We start from the raw sequence: 16,989 nt of genomic DNA, 5'->3' as shown, positions 1-16,989 counted from the left end.
GAAAGGACGGTTGTATGAATACCTATAATATCGTTGTGAGCACCGACGAAAGTACCGTTGTTGCGGAATACTTCCCGCCTTACAGAACAGCGGCTGAATATCAGAGCGAAGCCGACTTGGAATGTGAGTTTATACAACTGCTCTCCGGTCAGGGTTATGAGTTTATTGCCATACATAGCGAAGCCGCGCTGATTAACAACCTGCGGCGGCAGCTTGAAATACTTAACAGGATTGTGTTTTCTGATTCAGAATGGACACAATTTTTTGACAGGTGCATTGCAAATGCCAACGAGGGCATTGTTGAGAAAACCCGCAGGATACAGGACGACCACATTCAGATTTTGAGGCGTGACGACGGAAGCACAAAAAACGTGTATCTGCTTGATAAAAAGAATATCCACAATAACCGCTTGCAGGTGATAAACCAATACAAAGAATCCGGCGGGACGCATGAAACACGCTATGATGTTTCTATCCTTGTCAACGGCCTGCCTCTCGTTCACATCGAATTGAAGCGGCGTGGCGTGGCGATCCGCGAAGCGTTCAATCAAATAAAACGTTATCAGCGCGACAGTTTTTGGGCGGCAAGCGGTCTTTATGAGTATATTCAGATTTTCGTTATTTCCAACGGCACGAACACGAAATATTATTCCAACACCACTCGCAACGCCCATATAAAAGAATCAAGCGAGGGCGGGAGCCGGAAAAGCAAGAAAACCAGCAACAGCTTTAAATTCACAAGCTATTGGGCGGACGCGACCAATAGAGCCATTGGCGATCTGACCGATTTCACCAAGACCTTTTTTGCCAAACATACAATTTTGAATATCCTCACCCGCTATTGCGTGTTCACCTCTGAAGATCTGCTGCTCGTCATGCGCCCGTATCAAATCGCGGCGACCGAACTGATTTTGAAGCGCATCGCAATTGCAACGAATTACAAACAATACGGTACGGATAAAGACGGCGGGTATATCTGGCATACTACCGGCTCCGGCAAAACGCTTACCAGTTTCAAAACGGCGCAGCTTGCCACCGCGTTACCGACCATCGAGAAGGTTCTGTTTGTAGTCGACCGCAAAGACTTGGACTATCAGACCATGAAAGAATACGATCGCTTTAAAAGGGGCGCGGCAAACTCCAATATATCCACGGCTGTGCTGAAAGGTCAGTTGGAAAATCCGAATGCGCGAATCATCATTACCACGATTCAGAAGCTGGGGGTATTCATCGGCAGAAACAAAAAGCATCCGGTATTCGATCAGCATGTTGTTTTGATTTTTGACGAGTGTCATCGCTCCCAGTTCGGAGAAATGCATCAGGCGATCATAAAAGCGTTCAGGCGCTATCATATATTCGGTTTCACGGGAACGCCCATCTTTGCAGACAATGCCGGGCATGGCGGCAGTACGTTCCTGCACACCACAGGGCAGACGTTCGGCGAAAAGCTGCACACCTATACAATTGTGGACGCCATTAAAGATGAAAATGTGCTGCCGTTTCGCATCGACTATGCGAATACGGTAAAAATGGCGAGCGATGTGCAGGACGCGCAAGTTCGTGCCATCGACTCGGGAAAAGTCATGTCCGATCCTAAGCGGGTACAAGAAATTGTCAAATATACCCTCGACCACTTCGACCAAAAGACAATGCGCAGCGCGTTCTATACTCTCAATAAGCAGCGTGTAGCGGGTTTCAATTCCATCTTCGCTGTAGCGTCCATCCCGATGGCAATGAAGTATTACGATGAATTCAAGCGGCAACTGGCTGAGCGCGGCTCTGCTTTGCGTATCGCTACCATATTCAGTTTCAGCGCCAACGAGGATGACCCGGAAGACGCGCTCCCCGATGAGGGCTTTGAGAACGATAAGTTAGACAAGACCTCCCGCGATTTCCTCGACAGCGCGATAGCCGACTACAACGCCATGTTTAACGCAAATTACGACACGTCGGCGGACAAGTTCCCGAACTATTATAAAGACCTTTCCCTGAGAGTGAAAAACCGCGAGGTTGATTTACTGATTGTGGTCAATATGTTCCTGACAGGTTTTGACGCCACCACCCTCAACACTTTGTGGGTTGATAAAAACCTGAAACAGCACGGATTGATTCAGGCATTTTCGCGCACCAACCGGATACTCAACAGCGTGAAGGCTTTTGGAAACATCATCTGTTTCCGTGACTTAAAAAAAGCGACCGATGAGGCAATCGCCTTGTTTGGAGACAAGGAGGCGGGCGGCATTGTCCTGCTCAAAGCCTATGGTGATTATTACAACGGATACGAAGAAAACGGAAAGCGCCAAGCCGGATATACAGAGCTTATGGAGATGCTTGTTGCGACATATCCCCTGGGCATCGCTATTATTGGGGAGATGGCGCAAAAGGACTTTATCCGTCTGCTTGGTACAATCCTGCGGCTGAAAAATATCCTGACCGCTTTTGATGAGTTCGCAGGAAACGAAATCTTGTCCGAACGGGATTTTCAAGATTACCGGAGTATATATCTCGATTTATATCAATCGTTTACCAAGAGCAAAGACGCCGATAAAGAAAATATCAACGACGATATCGAATTCGAGATAGAACTTATAAAACAGATCGAGATCAACATTGACTATATCCTCATGCTGGTAGCGAAGTATCATGAGTCCAATTGTACGGATAAGAGTATCCTGGTGGCAATTAATAAAGCTGTCAGTTCCAGCCTTGAACTGCGGAGCAAGAAAAAACTCATTGAGGGCTTTATCGCACGAGTCAACACTTCTACCAAGGTGGACGATGACTGGCAGCGGTTTGTACACGAGCAAAAGGAAACCGATCTGTCTGCTCTGATTGAATCTGAGAAGCTAAAGCCCGAGGAAACACACCGGTTTATAGATAATGCTTTCCGTGACGGAGCAATGAAAACTACAGGCACGGATGTGGATAAAATTCTACCACCCGTTTCCCGTTTTGGTGGTGGCGCCGGAAACCGCGCCGAGAAGAAGCAGGGCATTATTGATAAACTGATGGAGTTTTTTGAGAAGTATTTGGGGTTAGTGTGATGGTTAACGATGCGTCCCTGTTGGCCTTGCCGGAGCCGCCATCGTGCGTGATATATGAAATGTACGCCGCCGAAGTGTCCGTTACTGAAATTATAATCAACTGAATGAGCGAAAGGTCAGGATCTTAAATAAGGCAAGGATTTAACAAAAACAGCCTCCATGGGCAATCGGGAGCGTTTATCTCCACCATGGCGACGCGGCATGCGAAGCCGATGTTGTAGTAGTCGGGAGCATGCGCCTCCATGGACAATCAATCGGGAGCGTCTGCCTCCACTGCAAGAAGTCCTGCGGTAAATAAGCCGCGGGACAAGCCGAAAGACGACACGATTGTTACGGCGGGCGGCAGGACTGCGATAAATAAGCCGCGGGACAAGCCGCCGGACGTCAGGCCGGCACATCAGGCCGGCACATCGGGTCAGGACATACAAACACATAATATTTCACAACTTGACTTCTTTATGTGGTAATCTACTCGTTATCTATGATTATATCCGTAGCAAACCAAAAGGGGGGCGTCGGTAAGACGACTACTGCGGTAAATCTTGCTGCATCCATCGCCGTTGCGGAGAAGAAAACCCTCGTTATAGACCTTGACCCCCAGTGCAACACCACCTCGGGCTATGGTATCAACTATAACGGCCTTTATGCCTATATATACCATGTCATGATCGGCGATAAGCCGATGAAAGAGATTATACGAAAGACCGGAGTGCCATTCCTGGACATCGCCCCCGCCCACCCGGACCTCATAGGGGCCGAAGTGGAGATGCTTGACATGGAGGAGAGGGAATTTGTGCTAAGGGATGCCCTGAAGGATGTGAGAGACACCTACTCCTACATATTTATCGACTGTCCGCCTTCGCTTGGGCTTCTCACCATAAACGCGCTCGCCGCGTCAGATTCTGTAATCATACCCCTTCAGTGCGAATATTTTGCTCTCGAAGGCCTTGCCGGCCTCCAGAGGACCATATCAATAATCAAGAAGAGGCTGAATCCCAGCCTCGGCATCATGGGTATACTGCTTACCATGTTTGACAAGCGCAATAACCTCTCGTTCAGAGTCCTGGAAGAGGTAAACAAATGCTTCAACGACGGCGTTTTCAAGACCGTGATCCCGAGAAACGTGAAGCTTAGCGAATGCCCAAGCTACGGGAAGCCGGCGCTGCTTTATGACATAACGTCAAAGGGCGCGGAAAGCTATCTGGAGCTTGCATCAGAGATATTAGGGGGAGCCTGATGGCAGCAAAAAAAGACCCGTTGGGACGCGGCTTGTCCGCTATATTGAAAGATGTGGAGGAGCGCGGCGGTATCAGACTGATTCGTGTCGACCAGATCGTGCCGAATCCTGATCAGCCGAGGCAATCAATCAAAGAAGAGGCGCTTCTTGAGCTTGCGGCTTCGATTCGGGAAAAGGGGCTTCTCCAGCCGCTCATCCTGAAAAAGAATGGCGGCAATAAATACGACATCATTGCCGGAGAGAGGAGGTTTCGCGCCTCCGTGATGGCGGGGCTTACGGAAGTAAGCGCCATAATAAAGGATGTGGATGATAAGGAAGCCCTGGAGATTGCCCTTATTGAGAACCTCCAGAGGGAGGACCTGAATGCCGTCGAGATAGGGGCCACCTACCAGAGGTTTATAGACGAGTTCGGCTATACCCATCAGGACTTGGCGAAGAAGATCGGCGTAGATAGGAGTTCCGTGACCAACTACGTGAGGATACTCAAGCTTCCCGAGTGGATAAGGAAGCTTATGAGCGAGGGAAAGCTTTCCCAGGGGCACGGCAGGGCCCTTCTTGCTTTGCGGAATGAAAAAGACCAGAAGCGCTTTGTTGACAAGGTATTGAATGAAGGCGCCTCAGTCAGGGACCTTGAGCGGGCCGCAAGAAAAAAGAACCGTCAGGAAAGATCCGGGTTCGAAGATGCGGCAGATACGCTTACCGAAGCGCTCGGAACCAAAGTCGATATTACCTTTAAAAAACAGAAAGGAAAGATAATTATCGAGTTCTATTCCGGGGAAGATTTGGACCGAATTGTGGAATCTATTGTAAATATTAAAGAATAAAATAAATTGCAAAAGAGTAATTTTTGTGATATTTACTTACTGAACTTGTGAAATTATTCTTTTAGCAATAGGAAGAGGTGGGAATTATGATGAAATTTGACGTAACTCTCCTGATTCAATTCTTGAATATCCTCATCCTTATGATTCTTTTTAACTTTTTTCTTTTTAAACCCGTTCTTCGCGTTCTCGACAAAAGACAGAAAACCATCAGTTCACTTTTCGATAAAGTTGAGAACATAAAAACGGACACTGTAGGTCTTGAAAAATCATACGATGAGCAGGCGAAGGAAAAGAAGAGGCCCATCCTCGAATACCGCGACTCATCCATGTCCCAGGCCCACAGCGTCTCTACGGGAATAATTGAAAAGGCAAGGAAGGACCTTTCGGATGAGCTTACTCGGGTGAAGAGCCAGATTGAAGGAGAGAGCAAGAAAGTTCGCGAAGCCCTGATGGCTGATGTGGAAAAGCTCGCGGGCGAGGCGGCGGAAAAGATATTGAGAAGGAGTCTATAAATGGTAGAGCTCTCTGAATCTTGGAAGTGGATTTTAAAGTTTACAAATTTTTTCATCCTTTTGTGGATCCTTGTGAAGTTTGGGAAAAAGCACTTCCAGAATTTTCTATTAGGCCGTCACACTAAGGTGAAAGAGAGAATTGACGAAGCGGATAAGCTTCTGGCCGAAGCTGAAAGCCTGAAAGGCGAGTATGCCGCGAAACTTGCAAAGCTTGACAAGGAAATTGAGGCCTTCAAGGCGCAGGTGACGGAAGAGACGAAGAAGGAAAGCGAGAAGCTCGTAGAGGAAGCGCGCGCTTTTGCCGCTAAGATTGAAGAGCAGGCTCGGCTTACCTACGAACAGGAAAAGAGGGAAATCAGCGGGCGGATCAAAGAAGAGATCGCGAAGCTTGCTCTTGAGAAGGCGGAACGGCTTGTAGTGGAAAAGGTCAGTGCGACTGATAACGATAAAATAATTGAAGAGTTCATAGAAAAGCTAAGGAGCTTAAATTGATACAGCAGTCAATCGCCAGGAAATACGCAAAAGGTCTTTTCAGTGTTGGGGAAAAAGATGGTAAGTACGGGGAATACCTGGGAGAGCTGTCTTCGCTCGTGACATTGTTCAAGAGAGAGGATCGGCTTGGAAAGGCGCTCATGCTCCCCATCCTTGAGATGAAGAAGAGGAAGGAACTTCTCGGGGACGTAGTAAGGGCGATCGCGTTGTCGATGCCTGTCAGCAATATGCTTACCATGCTTATGGAGAGAAACAGGATGGGATACCTGCCTCTCCTCGCAGAGGCTTACACCAATCTCGTTGACGAAAAAGAAGGCAGAGTAAAGGGGATCCTGTGGTCTGCATTTCCTCTTGACGATGTTATGAAAGCGAAGATTGAAGCGGTCCTCAAGGAGCGGATGAAAAAAGATGTAATCCTCACCGTAATGGAAGACAAAACTCTTATTGGCGGAATCAAGCTTAATGTGCAAGGCACTATTATAGATGGCAGCATGAAAAGGCAGCTCGAGGCACTGAAGGAAAATATTCTGAAGGAGTAAAGTTTATGGAGATTAAAGCAGACGAAATAAGCAGGATTATAGAACAGAAGATATCGGGGTTTGAGAGGGAAGTAGATCTTCAGGAAACGGGTGTAATAATCTCTATAGGTGACGGTATTGCTAGGATATACGGCCTTGAAAACGCCATGGCGGGTGAGCTGCTTGAGTTTCCCCACGGCATAACCGGTATGGTCCTTAACCTGGAAGAGGACAACATAGGCGCCGTCGTTTTCGGAGAAGACTACAAGATCAAGGAAGGCGACTTTGCGAAAAGAACCTCAAGGATTGCTCAGGTTCCAGTCGGCGAAGCCATGGTCGGCAGGGTCGTGGATGGCCTTGGAACTCCCATTGACGGCAAAGGCCCTATTGAAGCGCAGGAATATAGAAACGTTGAACAGACTGCGCCAGGCGTCGTTGTACGGCAGCCCGTGAAGGAGCCGCTGCAGACAGGCATCAAGGCCATTGACGCCATGATCCCCATCGGCAGGGGCCAGAGAGAGCTCATAATCGGCGACCGCGGAACCGGAAAGACGGTCGTTGCTATTGACACGATCATAAATCAGAAAGGCAACAACGTATTCTGTATATACGTCGCTATAGGCCAGAAGCGTTCCTCCGTTGCCCGTACAGTCGACCTTTTGACCAGATACGGGGCCATGGAGTACACTACTGTGGTGGCGGCTACGGCAAGCGACTCCGCACCGCTTCAGTACCTCGCCCCGTTCTCAGGAACAGCTATGGGCGAATACTTCAGAGACACGGGAAGGCATGCGCTCATCGTCTACGATGATCTTTCAAAGCACGCCGTGGCATACAGGCAGTTATCACTCCTCCTGAGGAGGCCTCCTGCGAGGGAAGCGTACCCGGGCGACATTTTCTACCTCCACTCAAGGTTGCTTGAGAGGTCGGCGAAATGGGACGACGCGCATGGCGGTGGATCACTCACCTCACTGCCCATCATTGAGACCCAGGCGGGCGACGTTTCGGCGTACATTCCCACGAACGTTATCTCAATCACGGACGGGCAGATATATCTTGAGCCCGAACTTTTCTACGCAGGTATCAGGCCGGCCATCAACGTCGGTATCTCGGTATCCCGCGTCGGCGGTAACGCCCAGATCAAGGCCATGAAGCAGGTTGCCGGAAGGCTTCGCCTCGACCTTGCGCAGTACAGGGAAATGGCCGCTTTTGCAAAATTTGGAAGTGATCTCGACAAGGCTACCCAGGCATTGCTCGCCAGGGGATCCCGCCTCACCGAGCTTCTGAAACAGGGACAGTATGTGCCAATCCCGGTAGAGAAACAGGTTGTGCTTCTCTATGCAGCGGCGAACGGATATATTGACACGTATCCTGAGAGCGTACTTAAGAAATACGAAGTGGAGCTTACCGCATACGTAGAAAAAGAGCACCAGGCTCTCCTGAAGGACATCTTGGAGAAGAAGGAGATCTCATCGGATATCAAAGACAAACTGGATAAGGCGCTAAGTACGTTTAAAGAAAAGTTCACATACTAACATAGCAGGGACGCGAGATGGCAAGTCTAAGGGATATTAAGAGGAAGATCAGCAGTATAGACAGTACCCAGACCATTACTCGGACTGTGAAGATGGTCTCGGCGTCGAAACTGAGGAAGGCGCAGACTGAGCTTGACAAGACGAAGGCATATGCGATGAAAATGGAAGATCTTGTCAGGCGGGTCGTGAAAAAACTGCCCAGCGAAAGCCACCCTCTGCTCACGCCGAGGGAAGAGATCAATAAGGTGCTCATTGTGTCCATAGCCTCAGACAGGGGTTTGGCAGGCGCTTTCAACACGAACATCTGCCTGGCCGCAGAGAATTTTATTCATCAGAACAGCAGTAAGTATGAGCGGATGGCCGTCTACATCGTGGGGAAGAAGGCAAAAGACTATCTGTCACGGCGGAAAGTAGACATAATAAAGGATTGGGCGGATGTAAAGAAGGTGGATCAGGACTTGGTAGACCAGATTGCAGACGAGTTGATAGGCCTTTACATGGACGGCTCCTTTGACAAGATTTACCTTTCCTATACGCACTTCCAGTCGGCGGTGAAGCAGATTATCATGTTCGACGAGTTCGTTCCTTTAAGCATGAGCGAAGAGGAGTTAGCGGAAGGACAGGAGGAGGATTCTGGCGACTACCTGTATGAGCCGACCATAGACAAGATTGTCGATGTGTTGATTCCCAAATATATCAGCACTAAGATATACTATGCCCTCGTGGAGTCTCAGGCTTCCGAGCATGCGGCACGGATGGCGGCAATGGAAAATGCAACGAGTAATTGCGGGGAGATGGTGAGGTACCTTACCCTCGTTTACAATAAGAGAAGACAAGAGAGCATAACCAATGAAATGATGGATATTGTTGGTGGTGCAGAAGCTCTGAGAGGAACATAAAAGGAGGACGGTATATGAGCGTGGAGGTAAAAGGAAAGGTTGTTCAGGTCATAGGAACGGTCGTTGATATTAGATTTCCATCTGATAGCCTTCCGCCGATATATGGAGCCGTTTTTATATCCAACCCGACGATTAGCGATAAAGCAGATAATCTGGTTCTTGAGGTTGCCCAGCACGTAGGAGACAACGTGGTACGGGCTATCGCCATGGAGACCACCGATGGTCTGCTTCGCGGTCAGGATGCGACGTATAAGGGGACACAGATTACAATACCCGTTGGAAAAGAAATCTTGGGCAGGGTGCTAAACGTTATAGGTGACCCGGTGGACGGCCAGGGTGAAATAAAGACGGCAATGACCTACCCCATACACAGACCTGCACCGACCCTCACCCAGCAGAACACGAAGGTTGAGCTGCTTGAGACGGGCGTTAAGGTTATTGACCTTCTTGAACCCTATTCCAAGGGTGGAAAAGTTGGTCTGTTCGGCGGCGCCGGCGTTGGTAAGACGGTTGTTATCATGGAGATGATCCATAACATCGCAATGCACCACGGTGGTATTTCGGTGTTCGGCGGCGTAGGGGAGAGAACGAGGGAAGGTACTGACCTCTGGCTCGAAATGAAGGGTTCAGGCGTTCTTGACAAGACGGCCCTTATTTATGGACAGATGACGGAGGTTCCGGGCGCGAGGGCGAGAATCGGTCTTACGGCCCTTACCGCAGCAGAGTATTTCAGGGATGAAGAGGGTCAGGATGTGCTTCTCTTTATCGATAACATATTCAGATTCACCCAGGCGAACTCGGAAGTGTCCGCCCTTCTCGGTAGGATGCCGTCGGCCGTTGGTTACCAGCCTACTCTGGCCACAGACCTTGGAGAGTTACAGGAGAGGATCACATCCACACTGAAAGGGTCGATCACTTCGGTACAGGCCATCTACGTTCCTGCTGACGACCTTACCGACCCGGCTCCGGCAACTACATTTGCACATCTTGATGCTACTACGGTTCTTTCAAGGCCGATCGCCGAGCTTGGTATATACCCTGCGGTGGACCCCCTTGACTCTACGAGCCGTATCCTTGACCCGTTGGTCGTAGGCGAGGAGCATTACGCGGTTGCCCGCCAGGTACAGGCAATACTTCAGAAATATAAAGAGCTGCAGGATATCATCGCCATCCTTGGTATGGATGAACTTTCGGAAGACGACAAGCTCGTGGTGGCAAGGGCGAGAAGGATCCAGAGATTCCTCTCCCAGCCCTTCTTTGTTGGCGAGCAGTTCACCGGAATTCCAGGAAAGTACGTGGCCCTTAAAGATACGATCAGAGGTTTCAAAGAGATCGCCGAAGGCAAGCATGACGATCTGCCCGAGCAGGCTTTCTACATGGTTGGAACTATAGAGGAAGCGGTCGAGCAGGGCAAAAAATTAATGGGGGCATAAAGTGGACAACAGCCTTAGCGTTGAAATAATTACGCCTGAGAGGGTTGTAGTAAGCGACGAGGCCGAAATGGTTGAGGCGAAAGGATCCTTGGGTGAGTTCGGCATAATGCCCGGTCACATCAGGTACCTGACTTCCATTGAGATAGGCGAGATACGATACACGAAAGACGGCAACACGCGGTACCTTGCCACGAGCGGTGGGTTCGCTGAAGTCTTTGACGACAAGGTAACGCTCCTTGTAGATACGGCTGAATTTGCAGAAGAGATTGATGTCGACAGGGCAAAAAGGGCAAAGGACCGTGCCGGGACCAATTTGAAGGACGTCTCCGGGGAGGAAGAAGACTACAGAAGGTACGAGCTGGCCCTGATGCGGGCTATCGCGAGAATAGGAGTTGCTGAAAAGAAGCTATAACGGCTATTGCCTCCCTCGGTTCTATCGGCTGTTTGGGGTGAGGCTCGCTATTTGCACGGGATTTATCAGTACTGACGCACGGGGGCAATATGAAGCGACCGTTGTTTACGATAGTCCCATTGATAAAGCAGAACGACGACACGAAAGATAGTAAATACGACGGACTTGACCGGGTGCCACCCAATCAAGTCCGTTTGCATTCTCCCCATGACACGTATGCGGATCACCATCTGTCCGATTCCCCCTTGACCCCTTTTAGCGGGTCTGGTACCATTGTAAAATTCTAAAGGTACGTTAGAGAGAAACATGTACAAAGAGTATTTCGGGCTGAAAGAGAATCCATTCTCCATATCTCCTGACCCTCACTATTTCTACATGAGCGAGGGGCACCGGGAAGCTATGGCCCACCTCCTCTATGGGATTAAAAGTGAAAGTGGTTTTGTTCTCCTTACCGGGGAGGTAGGGACCGGAAAGACGACGGTCTGCCGCTGCGTACTGGAGCAGATACCTGAAGATACCGAGATCGCATTCATTCTTAACCCCAAGATGACCGTGGAGGAGTTGCTCGCCAATATCTGCGACGAATTTGGTATCAAGTACCCGCCTGATACCAGGAGCAACAGGGTTTTTGTTTCCCTGATTAACGAGTATCTATTGGACACCCGCGCCAAGGGCAAGAAGGCTATTCTGCTGATAGAGGAAGCACAGAACCTTAGCGTGGAAGTGCTTGAACAGATCAGGCTTCTTACGAACCTTGAGACGAACCAATATAAACTTCTCCAGATCATCATGCTGGGACAGCCGGAACTGAAAGAGATGCTGTCGCGGCCGGAATTGCGGCAGCTTTCGCAACGGATCACGGCGAGGTACCATCTTGGGCCTTTGTCTAAGCGGGAAATCTCGTCATATTTGGAGCACCGGCTTTCCGCCGCAGGGCTGATTCGCGGCCATCTTTTTACCAAGTCGGCGCTCAGGCGGTTATACCGGCTTACAGGCGGAGTGCCGAGACTTATCAACGTGATATGCGATAGGGCCTTGACAGGCGCCTATGTCCAGGGGAAAGAGCAGGTTGACGCCAGAATACTAACTGCCGCCGCGCGGGAGGTTTCCGGCCGGAGCGCCTCAAGGCGACCGCGATTGAGGGCCTATCAGCTTGTATGCGCCGGCGTTTTACTTTTTCTCTGTATTGCCGGCATCGCTGCCTATAATATTCAAAAGACGCGAACGCTGTCCATGGCCATACCGTCGGCTAAGACGCAGGAACCTTCCGGCATTTCCGGCATAGAGACAGGAGCGCTCAATCTGGAGAAGCCTGCAGACGCGGCGCAGGAAATGCTGAAGGATAAGGCATATGAGGTTTTGTTCGGCAAGTGGGACATACATTATGACCCTGAAAGCTATCTCGGACCGTGTGAACAGGCCCGGAGGCAGGGCCTCCAGTGTGTAGAGGATAAGGGGAGTCTGACGGTCCTTCGCCAGATGAACAGACCGGCGGTACTGAAACTTTGGAACGGCAGCGACGAGTACTATGCAACTCTAACATCTTTAAACGGAGATACCGCCTCCTTTGCACTCGGAGGAGAGGTGAGGGTGGTCGATATCAAGGAGATAAGCCCGAGATGGTCGGGCGATTACGTGCTCCTGTGGCGAGCTCCGCCAGGGTACAAGGGGGGTCTCAAGTCGGGAAACGTGGGAGTGACCGTTGCCTGGCTGGACCGGCAGCTGGCAATGATTCAGAAGCGGGAACCTTCGTCGGCGCAAAGGCCGTTCTATGATGAAAAACTGGCGGCACAGGTAAAGGAGTTTCAGGTCACTGCGGGGCTTGTTCCAAGCGGCATCGCAGGACCCAGAACGATAATCTGTGTGGCCGCTGCGGCAGGAGACGGCGGACCTGTACTCCGCCTCAAAGAGGAGAGCAACTAAAGATATGTCCTATATTCTTGACGCTCTAAAAAAACTTGAACAAAAACGTCAGCAGGAGGGAACGCTCACCATCCTGGCTTTGCAGAGTCCATTCCCGGCGAAATCAAAGCCAAGGCGCGTCTGGCTTTATGTCGTCCTCTCCGTCCTGATTTTGAATGGAGGGGCCATTTTGTGGTGGATGAGTCCGTGGAAGTCCGCAGCTAAGAATGTCCCCGTCCCCATGAGGAATCCGGTTCTTTCCCCGGCGACAGACTCCATAAAAAGCGCCGCGCCCCCATTCACGCCTCCATCCGCTCACGAGACGAAGGCCGCCGCCGTCCATGTAGAAGACGCGAAGATCCCTCCCCGTGAAAGAGAAGGAAAGGGAAGTCGGGAGACTTCGCCGCCCTCACAGAAATCCGCTCGCGCCTCCGAACATAAACCTTCGACCGTTTCGAATTTCGTGCCCATAGAGCTGGCCTACCCGGAGTCTACGGTCCAACCCGAGCTCAAACCTCCGAAAAACGGAAAGATACACAGGCTTGCCGATTTGCCGGCCTCTGTATCAAGCAGTATTCCTGAACTCAAAATATCTCTCCATTACTATATTGATGATCCCAAGGCCAGATTCGCAAGAATCAACGACAAGACGATGCGCGAAGGTCAGTATCTCGCAGAAGGCCTGAAGGTGGACGAGATAAACGCCTCGGGCGTGATCATGAACTGCAGGGGTTGGAGGTTTTTATTAGAAATATCAAACGAAAAGTGAAATGAGACCAGAGGATACTTCTTGCCCTGCATTAAGGCTAAGGCCCGTCCGAATCTCTCGGACGACGGCTATATCCAGGAAATGAGTGTACTCCAGACGCTGATTACCGGAAAACATATGTTCCGGCCGGCCTTCAGGATGCGGCTTGACATGCAATGATTGCGGCAGAGGCGCGTACCTTTATATCTCTTAAGGATTTGACGTTCGATCTCACATTTATAGCTAACGCACTTGAAATCCGTGAACGGCATGAGGCCATTCGCTCTTACGCCGGCTTCAGGCAAGGTGGGCGATAGATACTTTTCCGGTATCTATCTATTTATGTTAATGGAAAACTGCCGGCCGCGGGTGAGCGATCGTACGGAACGGGCCGCCGCCGGCCGCATCAGTGCCGACCCAAACAGGCGCTGGCCGGAAATGAGAGAACCGCACGAGTTTAAAAACTGCCGGAAACCTGTTATAATTAGGGTCTTAAAAGGGAAGATAGGCGACTACACTGCAAGTGCGGGGAGATATGCCGGAGGTAGCGAAAAACACAGAACATAAGAAAGAAGGATACTCGGCGTGGTTCGTTGTGGTCGTGGCAGTCTTTATCACGTCTCTCATTACGGCAAATATCGTGGCTGCCAAACTGGTTGACTTTTTTGGACTGGTCCTGCCGGCAGCCATCATCATATTCCCTTTAAGCTACGTCTTCGGCGACGTGCTCACCGAAGTGTATGGATACCGCAAGGCGCGAAAGGTAATCTGGCTCGGCTTCTTTTGTAACTTTATCGTGGTGGCGGCCATCTGGTTCGCCCAAGCTCTTCCTCCTGCGGCCTTTTGGGACGGACAGGCGGCCTATGAACGGATCCTCGGATATACGCCAAGACTGCTGGGAGCATCTTTCCTCGCGTACCTGGTGGGGGAATTCGCAAATTCCTTCATCATGGCCAAGATGAAGATCGCCACCAAGGGGCGCTGGCTATGGATGCGTACCATCGGCTCTACGATTGTGGGCGAAGGGCTGGACTCCATTGTTTTTATGACCATTGCTTTTCTGGGCCAGATGCCTCTACCTGCGCTCGCCTCCGCCATTGTAAGCCAGTGGGTCATAAAATCGGTATATGAGGCGGCGGCAACACCCCTCACTTATAAAGTGGTACATTTACTCAAGGAGAAGGAAGGTATTGACGTGTACGACTACGATACTCGTTTTAACCCTCTCATTCTCACTGAATAGGCTGAAAGGAAGGCGTCCATGGATGATACCGGACGGATCGGCACAAAATGCCTCGTCGTCCTGAGCGGAGGTCAGGACTCCACCACCTGCCTTTACTGGGCAAAAGAACGTTTTCATGAAGTCTATACCGTCGCGTTTGATTACGGCCAGAGGCACAGGATTGAGCTGACCTCCGCAGAAACCGTTGCCGGCTTTGCCCATGCCTCTGCTCATGAGACCATAGATATTACAGGACTTATGAAAAGCACGAGTCCGCTCATCGATAAAGCCGCTCACGTCGCCCGGTACGACAGCGCGGAGAACTTGCCCGGCGGCATAGAACCCACGTTTATCCCATGCCGCAATCTCCTGTTCCTCACTATAGCGGCAAACCGTGCGGTGGTGCATGGAATCAGAGACCTTGTCATAGGAGTCTCGGAAGTCGATTACGGCGGCTATCCCGATTGCAGGTCAGAATTCATCCGCGTCACGGAAGATGCACTCCGCCTGGGCCTTGAAATGGAAATGACGATTCATGCCCCTCTTATTCGTATGAGCAAGAAAGAGACCGTGCTCCTTAGCCTCGCCCTTACCGGCTGCATGGAGGCATTAGCCTGGAGCCACACATGCTACATGGGGGCCACGCCGCCCTGCGGCAAGTGTCATGCCTGTCTTCTCAGAGAGAAAGGGTTTCAGGAGGCGGGGGTGGAAGACCCCCTGATACGGCGCTTAAGAAATCCGTAGAGTCCGTCAGCATAGTCTGTCCGCAAAAGTCCATCCCCGCTATGAGGGCCGTTATCCGTTATGGAGTCTTTGTCCTGTCTTTCAGGAGTCCATCCGAAAGTCCGTCAGCAAAGCCGTCCCCTCCCCGCAAAAGTCCATCCGTAGCCGATAGAATACATCAAAACCAGTGAAAGGGTGTTTCACTAACCCGTTAGGGTCCGTGTTGGTCTATATTTTCTGGTCCGCGTTGGTCTATATTTTTATAACCGCGACCCCCCGGCCCGCATATGATTCCATGTGCGGATCCGTGGTATATATGGTCTCGGCGCCGCTCAGGATCAATCCTGTCAATATGAGGGACCTCATTGCAGAAATCCCCAAGTCGTTCGCAAGCCCGGCGGCGAAGTCGTGTATCTCTCCATTGTCGAGCCAGCACACGGTACAAAAAACCGGTATGTTCTGGACGACCACATCAATGAAGTCCTTCTCAAGAAGCCCCTTCAAGGCCAGCCTCCTAAGTTCAAAGATAGTGAGTCCGCTTACGCACGCATCCTCCCCGTCGTGGATTTTCTGCAGTACGGTGACGGCCTGTTCGTTGGCTTTCAGCACCTCAATGAAGAACCCCGTATCAAGTCCGATCATTGTCAGCCCTCCATCTTTCAAGGGTCTCAAGGGTATCCCCGTCCACATGCGTCTTTCCGGCCATTTTAACGAAACCTTTCAGGGCGCTTTTCTTCTTCCTTTCGCCGATATAATATGTAATGCAATGGGCTACCAGCTCGGATACCGATTTACGCTCGGCCTTAGCCTGTGCCTTAAGGTCATCACTTATCCCGTCCGGAATCTGAACCGTTACTTTCATGCCAGCCTCCTTAATATACGCAAAAGCGTATGGCCCTAATTATATGGCGTCCTGAGATATTCTGTCAAAGAAATATGGCTGAGTTTGTTAGCGGTATTCTAAATGGGAGTCCGGTCGTCGTATAATGAAAAATCGGCGCTTTCCGCAGATTTAATATTACTTACCGTCCAATCCCAGCTTTGGCCATGGCATCCATAAACCGGCCCATCAGCTTTTCGCTGCCCTTAAGCGATGGACGGACTTCATTACATTGTGAAACACTAATGATGTTAATATATATTTGGAGGGTGTTACGTAAAGAATGCCGGGATCAAATCCGGCGAACCGTTAATACGGAAACGAACAAACAAGGAGATGGTCATATCGCCATGTAAACACTGCAACGATACACGTTTTACGCCTGAGGTGCCCGAACCAATGCCGCTAAAGAAAGTTATTTCGTTCGATGGCATGGGGGTCTCACGCTTCAACTGAACCAACGGCTCAGGGGCGCGGTATTAACCGAAAGCTTAGGACCAAGCTGTCGGTCAAGCATGATCCTTAAAGGTACCACTGCCACGCCTTCCACATTGCCAGTCGATGAGTTGACCTGTGACAATATGCTTTCCAAACCCACAGCTTGTTTT

The 16,989-nt window shown here is 50.4% G+C and carries 16 protein-coding genes; 14 read left to right on the top strand and 2 right to left on the bottom strand.

Annotated features, from left to right (window positions below):
• The first annotated feature begins 14 nt into the window (after positions 1–14).
• From LBQ00_00180 to queC, 14 genes are all read left to right on the top strand, one after another.
• Positions 15–3,044, top strand: a complete 3,030-nt coding sequence (locus tag LBQ00_00180) for a type I restriction endonuclease subunit R (GenBank protein MDR2017303.1) — start codon at positions 15–17, stop codon at positions 3,042–3,044.
• Between the two features lie 481 nt (positions 3,045–3,525).
• Positions 3,526–4,281, top strand: coding sequence for an AAA family ATPase (locus LBQ00_00175; GenBank protein ID MDR2017302.1), 756 nt, complete (start codon positions 3,526–3,528; stop codon positions 4,279–4,281).
• Positions 4,281–5,105: a ParB/RepB/Spo0J family partition protein gene (locus tag LBQ00_00170; protein ID MDR2017301.1), complete on the top strand. Its 825-nt coding sequence runs from the start codon at positions 4,281–4,283 to the stop codon at positions 5,103–5,105. The genes LBQ00_00175 and LBQ00_00170 overlap by 1 nt, the downstream gene beginning before the upstream one ends.
• 86 nt (positions 5,106–5,191) lie before the next feature.
• Positions 5,192–5,617: an ATP synthase F0 subunit B gene (locus tag LBQ00_00165; GenBank protein ID MDR2017300.1), complete on the top strand. Its 426-nt coding sequence runs from the start codon at positions 5,192–5,194 to the stop codon at positions 5,615–5,617.
• Positions 5,618–6,109, top strand: a complete 492-nt coding sequence (locus LBQ00_00160) for an ATP synthase F0 subunit B (GenBank protein MDR2017299.1) — start codon at positions 5,618–5,620, stop codon at positions 6,107–6,109.
• Positions 6,106–6,648 carry an ATP synthase F1 subunit delta gene (atpH, locus tag LBQ00_00155; GenBank protein MDR2017298.1) on the top strand — a complete coding sequence of 181 codons (543 nt, stop codon included), beginning with the start codon at positions 6,106–6,108 and terminating at the stop codon, positions 6,646–6,648. The genes LBQ00_00160 and atpH overlap by 4 nt, the downstream gene beginning before the upstream one ends.
• 5 nt (positions 6,649–6,653) lie before the next feature.
• The gene (gene atpA, locus LBQ00_00150) at positions 6,654–8,162 is read left to right on the top strand and encodes a F0F1 ATP synthase subunit alpha (protein MDR2017297.1); all 1,509 of its coding nucleotides are present in this window, start codon (positions 6,654–6,656) and stop codon (positions 8,160–8,162) included.
• A gap of 17 nt (positions 8,163–8,179) precedes the next feature.
• Positions 8,180–9,061, top strand: coding sequence for an ATP synthase F1 subunit gamma (atpG, locus tag LBQ00_00145; GenBank protein MDR2017296.1), 882 nt, complete (start codon positions 8,180–8,182; stop codon positions 9,059–9,061).
• Between the two features lie 14 nt (positions 9,062–9,075).
• Complete coding sequence (gene atpD / locus LBQ00_00140) at positions 9,076–10,494, top strand: F0F1 ATP synthase subunit beta (GenBank protein ID MDR2017295.1); 1,419 nt, start codon at positions 9,076–9,078, stop codon at positions 10,492–10,494.
• Position 10,495: 1 nt separating this feature from the next.
• A complete protein-coding gene (locus tag LBQ00_00135; protein ID MDR2017294.1) occupies positions 10,496–10,906 on the top strand; it encodes a F0F1 ATP synthase subunit epsilon in 411 nt (136 codons plus the stop codon).
• Positions 10,907–11,212: 306 nt separating this feature from the next.
• Positions 11,213–12,829 (top strand): AAA family ATPase, encoded by a 1,617-nt coding sequence (locus LBQ00_00130; protein MDR2017293.1) that lies wholly within the window; start codon positions 11,213–11,215, stop codon positions 12,827–12,829.
• Between the two features lie 4 nt (positions 12,830–12,833).
• Complete coding sequence (locus LBQ00_00125; protein ID MDR2017292.1) at positions 12,834–13,577, top strand: general secretion pathway protein GspB; 744 nt, start codon at positions 12,834–12,836, stop codon at positions 13,575–13,577.
• A gap of 514 nt (positions 13,578–14,091) precedes the next feature.
• Entirely contained in the window at positions 14,092–14,799 is a 708-nt protein-coding gene (locus tag LBQ00_00120; GenBank protein MDR2017291.1) for a queuosine precursor transporter, read from the top strand.
• Between the two features lie 18 nt (positions 14,800–14,817).
• Positions 14,818–15,522, top strand: coding sequence for a 7-cyano-7-deazaguanine synthase QueC (queC, locus tag LBQ00_00115; GenBank protein ID MDR2017290.1), 705 nt, complete (start codon positions 14,818–14,820; stop codon positions 15,520–15,522).
• Positions 15,523–15,753: 231 nt separating this feature from the next.
• Here the strand turns inward: queC and LBQ00_00110 are convergent, their stop codons facing one another.
• Positions 15,754–16,143 (bottom strand): hypothetical protein, encoded by a 390-nt coding sequence (locus tag LBQ00_00110; GenBank protein MDR2017289.1) that lies wholly within the window; start codon positions 16,141–16,143, stop codon positions 15,754–15,756.
• Positions 16,130–16,363, bottom strand: coding sequence for a hypothetical protein (locus LBQ00_00105; GenBank protein MDR2017288.1), 234 nt, complete (start codon positions 16,361–16,363; stop codon positions 16,130–16,132). Before LBQ00_00105 ends, LBQ00_00110 begins: the two co-directional genes overlap by 14 nt.
• Positions 16,364–16,989 lie beyond the last annotated feature (626 nt).

Source organism: Syntrophobacterales bacterium, from assembly GCA_031274925.1.
Classification (GTDB): Bacteria; Desulfobacterota; Syntrophorhabdia; order Syntrophorhabdales; family Syntrophorhabdaceae; genus PNOM01.
The sequence above is the reverse complement of the archived record's forward strand: the minus strand, read 5'-3'. Positions and strand labels throughout refer to the sequence as shown.

What these genes read in the sequence shown, in the direction of transcription:
- LBQ00_00180 (MDR2017303.1), top strand. Translation starts at nt 15, where the DNA reads ATGAATACCTATAATATCGTTGTGAGCACCGACGAAAGTACCGTTGTT.
- LBQ00_00175 (MDR2017302.1), top strand. Translation starts at nt 3,526, where the DNA reads ATGATTATATCCGTAGCAAACCAAAAGGGGGGCGTCGGTAAGACGACT.
- LBQ00_00170 (MDR2017301.1), top strand. Translation starts at nt 4,281, where the DNA reads ATGGCAGCAAAAAAAGACCCGTTGGGACGCGGCTTGTCCGCTATATTG.
- LBQ00_00165 (MDR2017300.1), top strand. Translation starts at nt 5,192, where the DNA reads ATGATGAAATTTGACGTAACTCTCCTGATTCAATTCTTGAATATCCTC.
- LBQ00_00160 (MDR2017299.1), top strand. Translation starts at nt 5,618, where the DNA reads ATGGTAGAGCTCTCTGAATCTTGGAAGTGGATTTTAAAGTTTACAAAT.
- atpA (MDR2017297.1), top strand. Translation starts at nt 6,654, where the DNA reads ATGGAGATTAAAGCAGACGAAATAAGCAGGATTATAGAACAGAAGATA.
- atpG (MDR2017296.1), top strand. Translation starts at nt 8,180, where the DNA reads ATGGCAAGTCTAAGGGATATTAAGAGGAAGATCAGCAGTATAGACAGT.
- atpD (MDR2017295.1), top strand. Translation starts at nt 9,076, where the DNA reads ATGAGCGTGGAGGTAAAAGGAAAGGTTGTTCAGGTCATAGGAACGGTC.
- LBQ00_00130 (MDR2017293.1), top strand. Translation starts at nt 11,213, where the DNA reads ATGTACAAAGAGTATTTCGGGCTGAAAGAGAATCCATTCTCCATATCT.
- LBQ00_00125 (MDR2017292.1), top strand. Translation starts at nt 12,834, where the DNA reads ATGTCCTATATTCTTGACGCTCTAAAAAAACTTGAACAAAAACGTCAG.
- LBQ00_00120 (MDR2017291.1), top strand. Translation starts at nt 14,092, where the DNA reads ATGCCGGAGGTAGCGAAAAACACAGAACATAAGAAAGAAGGATACTCG.
- queC (MDR2017290.1), top strand. Translation starts at nt 14,818, where the DNA reads ATGGATGATACCGGACGGATCGGCACAAAATGCCTCGTCGTCCTGAGC.
- LBQ00_00110 (MDR2017289.1), bottom strand. Translation starts at nt 16,143, where the DNA reads ATGATCGGACTTGATACGGGGTTCTTCATTGAGGTGCTGAAAGCCAAC.
- LBQ00_00105 (MDR2017288.1), bottom strand. Translation starts at nt 16,363, where the DNA reads ATGAAAGTAACGGTTCAGATTCCGGACGGGATAAGTGATGACCTTAAG.